4 protein-coding genes, 1 pseudogene and 1 riboswitch are annotated in these 5,132 nt (G+C 41.4%); of the genes and pseudogenes, 2 read left to right on the top strand and 3 right to left on the bottom strand.

Annotation, left to right across the window (positions count from 1 at the left end; all coding sequences use genetic code 11):
- Window positions 1-489 precede the first annotated feature (489 nt).
- Window positions 490-728: pseudogene (locus F6K13_RS17275) on the top strand (transposase); the annotation flags it as partial.
- 631 nt (window positions 729-1,359) lie between these two features.
- Window positions 1,360-1,497, top strand: a complete 138-nt coding sequence (locus tag F6K13_RS17270) for a zinc ribbon domain-containing protein (protein ID WP_375339404.1) — start codon at window positions 1,360-1,362, stop codon at window positions 1,495-1,497.
- A gap of 99 nt (window positions 1,498-1,596) precedes the next feature.
- On the opposite strand, the gene thiC is transcribed toward F6K13_RS17270, so the two are convergent.
- The 3 genes from thiC to pyrE form a co-directional block, all read right to left on the bottom strand.
- A complete protein-coding gene (gene thiC, locus F6K13_RS17265; protein ID WP_124155286.1) occupies window positions 1,597-2,976 on the bottom strand; it encodes a phosphomethylpyrimidine synthase in 1,380 nt (459 codons plus the stop codon).
- Between the two features lie 8 nt (window positions 2,977-2,984).
- Window positions 2,985-3,079, bottom strand: a riboswitch (TPP riboswitch).
- A gap of 1,203 nt (window positions 3,080-4,282) precedes the next feature.
- Window positions 4,283-4,756, bottom strand: coding sequence for a hypothetical protein (locus tag F6K13_RS17260; RefSeq protein WP_124144529.1), 474 nt, complete (start codon window positions 4,754-4,756; stop codon window positions 4,283-4,285).
- Window positions 4,746-5,132 (bottom strand): orotate phosphoribosyltransferase (gene pyrE / locus F6K13_RS17255; protein ID WP_287287888.1); only part of this gene is annotated, 387 nt, incomplete at its 5' end. The genes pyrE and F6K13_RS17260, both read right to left, overlap by 11 nt.

Raw genomic sequence — 5,132 nt, 5'->3', positions numbered from 1 at the left:
TCTCGCAGGGGTGATACCCATTACTTAATCTAGTTAAACATTTAGAGTTAGTCAGAAGGGGATTAGTCTGAAAGTTTCATCTCTTGATTTACCAACGCCGAAATTTAATATCCTTTGCTATTTTTTCTCTACCATCAGCAGAGTAAACCAAAGTTCTATAGATTCCAAATTGGTTCTATTTAGGGTTTGCTGAATAAATCTCAAAAATTTACATAGTAAAGATTTAAGGCATTTTTGATTGGAAATTGTACTTGATTTTGAGCTAAAATACACTCTTATTCCAGGTATCTATAACTGCACACACCATGTACAGACAAGGCAGTCCTCCCTTGGGGAGACCACCCAAAAATATTAGACTTGTCGCTTTATAACTTAAAAAATCCCCAAAAACCTTGTTCTATAAGGATTCTAGCTATTGGAGACTAAAAAGCCTTGGAATGATTGCTCTGTCTAGGTTGGAGCGATTTTTTCCCTCTATTTAGCGACAACTCTATTGATAAACAAACGAAGAAACAAGCTCAGTTAGATGAAAGATTACGGAACCATGTTGAGGGTAAATTTGGGCAAGCAAAAAGAGGATTTAGTCTCGGAAAAGTGATGGCTAAACTTTCTGAAACTTCCACAACTGCGATAGAACTCCGTTCCGCTGCGCGATCGCAATTACTTTTCTAGTAATTAACCTTTCCACCCTCACCGGAAGAGGCTTTTTCTCTTTTTTTGTACTTTTTTGCTCCAAAAACTGTTTTTGCGGTCTATTTAATCATTTCAACTTATAGTTGAATTAATAATGATAAATTTTGATTATGATCAGCTTTCTTTGAATAACAAGTCAACCATTTTCAGGCTTTTGAGCGCAAACCCTATTTAGAAATACAGGGGGAGTATGGGGAGTGTGGGGAGTACAGGGTCTGGTCTGACCCGACGCTGCAAACTTCACGCAAGAGCTGTATTCTCCTTTCGGACTACACTCGCGCCCCATACCCGAGGGTGATGAAAAATCTACCCTTGTCAGCATGGGGTGATGGAGGTGTGGAGCGAGTATTTTTCAACCTGATTGGTGCGCTACCAGGTGCGCCGTGCGACGGTGAGTGCAGTGCGCCTTGCAGGTTCCCAAGGGGCTGTGGGCGGAACCAGCGTCCGCCCGATAGGCACCCCGCCAAAAGTCACGCAACTGCGGTACGCAAATTTTCTCTGTTAGCGTAGCTCCTCCGGAGGAGGAAAGAGATAACCGAAGGGCGCGGGATCGCATCCACTTTTTCCTGTATTGCCTCTAAGTAAGAACCTTTGAGTAACTCAAAAATTTTTACGCACCGCAAAGATACCAAATGGGTTCTATAGTTAGCTAAAGCTATAGCAGATATGGGATTTTATGAGTTTCGTAGACAGCTAGAGTACAAGTGTAAACTATATGGTTCTCAACTAATCATCGCCGATCTATGGTTTCCCAGTTCTAAAACTTGTTCTAACTTTGAAAATGTCAAACAGTCTCTGTGTTGATCAGAGCGTGTATTTCAATCCGAAAACTGCGGATTCATAGAAGATATAGGACTACGCATTCAGGTTAGGACAAGTTAAAATAGATTAGCCAAATAGATATTAACTTTGAGTTACAGGTTCTTTTTCTTGAGCCAAAAACTTCTCTAATTCTGTCAAAGCATCAGCATCAACCTTAGTCTGCATCGGACAGAATTTTGGTCCGCACATAGAACAAAATTCAGCAGTTTTATAAATATCCGCAGGCAAAGTTTCGTCGTGATATTCCTTAGCTCGATCTGGGTCTAAAGATAACTCAAATTGACGGTTCCAATCAAAATTATAACGAGCAGCAGAAAGTTCATCATCCCTATCTCTTGCTCCCTGACGATGACGAGCAATATCCGCAGCATGGGCAGCAATTTTATAAGCAATTAACCCATTTCGCACATCCTCAGCATCAGGCAAACCTAAATGTTCTTTCGGAGTAACATAACACAACATCGCTGTACCATACCAACCTGCCATTGCCGCGCCAATAGCAGAAGTAATATGGTCATAACCAGGAGCAATATCTGTGACTAATGGACCCAAAACATAGAAAGGTGCTTCCGAACACTCTTCCATTTGTTTCTTAACATTAAATTCAATTTGATCCATCGGTACATGGCCTGGACCCTCTACCATAACTTGGACATCATGTTCCCAAGCACGGCGAGTTAATTGACCTAATGTTTTTAATTCTGCCAATTGCGCTTCATCAGAAGCGTCGTGAGTACAACCAGGTCGTAAAGAGTCCCCTAAACTGAAAGAAACATCATATTTTTTGAATATTTCAATGATGTCATCAAAGTGAGTATAAAGAGGATTTTGTTTATGGTGGTGTAGCATCCACTTAGCAATAATTCCACCGCCACGGGAAACTATACCAGTGATACGACTTCTGACTAGAGGTAGATGCTCGATTAAAATTCCGGCATGGATAGTTTGATAGTCTACCCCTTGTTGAGCGTGCTTTTCAATAACATGAAGAAAGTCGTCAGCAGTTAAATTTTCAATTCTGCCATGAACACTTTCTACTGCCTGGTAAACTGGTACTGTACCGATAGGAACTGGTGAAGCGTTGATAATGGCAGTTCTAATTTCGTCCAAGTTACCGCCACCTGTGGATAAGTCCATAACGGTATCTGCACCGTATTTAATAGACAGTTTCAGTTTATCAACTTCCTTCTCAATGTCGGAAGTGTTGGGAGAGGCACCAATATTAGCATTAACTTTACACCTAGAAGCAATGCCAATACACATTGGTTCTAAATTAGTGTGATTAATATTAGCAGGGATAATCATCCGTCCCCTTGCTACTTCTTCGCGGATTAACTCAGCAGGGAGATTTTCTCGTTGGGCCACAAAGTCCATTTCTTCAGTGATGATTCCCTGACGAGCATAGTGCATTTGAGAGACATTTTTGTGTCCACTACGCTTGGCGATCCATTCTGTCCGCATATATTCATTCCTTTAATAAACAGCTTCCCTCCGCTGGTATTAACCAGTCTCAGGTTCTAAGGGTATTTCTCAGCCTAATATCTAGGCACCCCTAGCTTAGTCTTTTACTATAGCACTTTTTTGGGATTGGATTGAGGGTAATCAAAAAGCCCAGTAGGGTGCGTTAATGAAATGTAACGCACCGTCTATCTAGCCTATTCCAAATATTTCGGTGCGTTTCGCTTTCCTACGGAATGCTGCGCGACATGAATGCGCAGCGAAACGCTTTTCATGTCGCGCAGCGTTTCATGTCAGCAACAGCCGAAAACACACCCTACTGTAGGGAAAAGAGATTTATCCTAAATAATACCTCATCATTCAGGAAAGTTGTATATTGACATACTCCCGACGTTGCGCATAGCGCGACAACGCGGGATTCTTCAGTCATGAAAAAAATAACCGCTGTTTCGTGTGAGGTGATGTCCTCCCCCTGTGTTGACATTGATAATAACATGCATACCTCCTAGCTTGTCAAGGGTATAGGAAGGTTTTATTTGTGGAGGTATCCGACTCTTGGCCCTAGCTTTCCCATCCCTCCGCTCCCCTTCGGGAGAGCGCGGGACTTCCCGCCAGGGAAGTTAAAATTCTTTACTTGTTGATTTATGAAGAATTATTAAATTTAGCAGTTCTATAGAACCCCCGATCGTATCTTTGCACGGGGTATGTGCTTTTGGCTGCCGTCCTCAGAACTCAGTCGGTGATGAAGTCAGGAGATTCAGGAACTAGAATAGGGCCAAAAGCGGATGATACCCCGGGTCCTTCGGGTATCTCTTTCCTCCTCCGGAGGAGCTACACTAACAGAAACGCTTTGCGTACGGCAGTTGCTTCAATTCGGCGCGGCATCTATCGGGCAGAACCTGCTGAGGCCCACAGCCCCTTGGGAACCCGAAGGGCGTACTGCACTCACCGTCGCACGGCGCACCAGGTAGTGCACCAAGCAGGTTGAAATTTGCTTCCATCTCCCCATCTCCCCATCTCTTTTTAAATAGATCTCAAATGGGTTCTATAGTGACGGTTAAAACAGGCAAAAACAAAACCAGATTCCGGCAAACCACAATCTACCCGACTAAACTACTTTTGAGGCACCTCCATCGGCGAACAAACAAATTGATAGGGGTAAATAGACAATATTGTTGACTTAATTGGTCGGGAAGAATGGAGAGAAGATTAATTTAGCAGAAGTAGGAAACACAGGGGTTGTGAACAGGAAATATAGTTGAGTTATAAATAATACAAATCATTTTGCACAGGAACTAATTTAATTAAATTAATCCAGCTCAAGAAGCATTTTGAGTCTTTCTAAAACTATAGCTTCTTGTTGACTAATTTTAGGTCCTGTAGCAAATATTCCCTCTCCAGAAGCATTAGCTATTTGAGTCGCTATTTCATAGAGAAATTCTTTGTATTCTTGAGCTTCTTTCGGAGTCGCTTTAAGATGAGCAATCGCTACTGCAGCTTTAATTTTTTCTTCTGCATCTTCCAGAAATTCTGTAAAATTTACTGCATTTTCTATCTCATTTATTCGAGTCGTTTTTTCTGCAATATCTACCAACAAATTATGAACCAGTTGATTATCCTGATAATTTAACTTAGCGTGCTTAATTTCTTTGTTAAAAGTAAATACTTCTTTAACAGCCGAAAAAAGTGTAAATTCAGAGGTAATAATTATCATCGAAACCAAAGTAATTGCTTGCAACAATAACTCCCATTCTGAATTTGTATAATCTGCTTTAGTCGTCATTTTTCTGGCTAATATTTTTCAGATTTTCTTGTAGCTCTGATATAGTAAATATTGACTCAAACTGAAGACCTTCTTTTTGATAAAGTTCTCGACCTCCTTGCTCCCTATCTACAAGGGCAAAAACCCGATGGACTTGATAGCTTGCTTCTCGCAGTCGATTAACAGCTAGCATTGCTGATGCTCCAGTTGTGACCACATCTTCCAAAACAACCACCCTGGCATTAGCTTCTAGTGAGGGTCCTTCTATATAAGCCATTGTGCCATGTCCTTTAGCTTGTTTTCGGATAATTAAAGCTGGTATTGGACGATTTTCATAAGCTGAGACTACACTAACAGCAGTAACTATTGGATCTGCACCTAAAGTTAAACCTGCTAA

Origin of the sequence: Okeania sp. SIO2B9, from assembly GCF_010672505.1 — a bacterium.
Lineage (GTDB): Bacteria > Cyanobacteriota > Cyanobacteriia > Cyanobacteriales > Microcoleaceae > Okeania > Okeania hirsuta.
This window is presented reverse-complemented; position numbering and strand designations above follow the sequence as displayed.